Origin of the sequence: Mesorhizobium sp. M7A.T.Ca.US.000.02.2.1, from assembly GCF_003996995.1 — a bacterium.
In the GTDB taxonomy this organism is placed as follows: Bacteria; Pseudomonadota; Alphaproteobacteria; order Rhizobiales; family Rhizobiaceae; genus Mesorhizobium.
The window spans coordinates 1-658 of the sequence record NZ_RZTT01000862.1 but is presented as its reverse complement, the minus strand read 5'-3'; the positions used below and the strand labels follow the sequence as shown (position 1 = coordinate 658).

Here is a 658-nt window from a genome sequence, read left to right as displayed (position 1 = left end):
ATCGTGGAGTCGCCGCACAAGGCGCAGTCCATCGGCAAGTTCCTCGGCAGCGATTACGTGGTGATGGCCAGCTATGGCCATATCCGCGACCTGCCGGCAACGGGTGAGGAACCGGGCGAGCTGGTTGTGGGCGTTGCCCAGGATTTTTCGGCACGCTACGAAATAGGCGAGCGAGCACGCGGTGCGGTCGCGAAGCTGCGTGAGGCTGCGAGCAAGGCCGAGCGTGTCGTTCTGGCCACCGATCCTGACCGGGAAGGCGAGGCGATCGCGTGGCACCTGCAACAGGTTCTCCGGCTGAAAAACCCCGAGCGCGTGACCTACCAGGAAGTCACGGCAAAGGCGGTGAAGGCTGCGTTGGCGCAGCCGCGAGGAATCAACCTGGAGCTGGTGCACGCGCAGGAAGGGCGGCGGGTGCTGGACCGGCTCGTGGGTTACGCCGTCAGCCCGATCCTGAGCAAGCAGTCGGGCCAGAAGCTGTCGGCGGGCCGCGTGCAAACCCCGGCCCTGCGGCTGGTGGTGGAGGTGGAGGAACAGATCCGCGCGTTCCAGCAGCGCCTGCACTATGGCGCTGAGCTGGCATTTGCCGGTGGCTGGAAAGCCACTTGGTCGATCAAGCCGCATCTGGCCGAGGGCGAGGAATACTGGACCGACATAGCTG

Annotated in this window: 1 protein-coding gene; it reads left to right on the top strand. The window is 65.5% G+C overall.

Features of this window, described 5'->3' with window-relative positions:
- On the top strand, positions 1-658 hold a 658-nt coding region (locus EOD15_RS35160; protein WP_127409372.1), incomplete at both ends, for a DNA topoisomerase.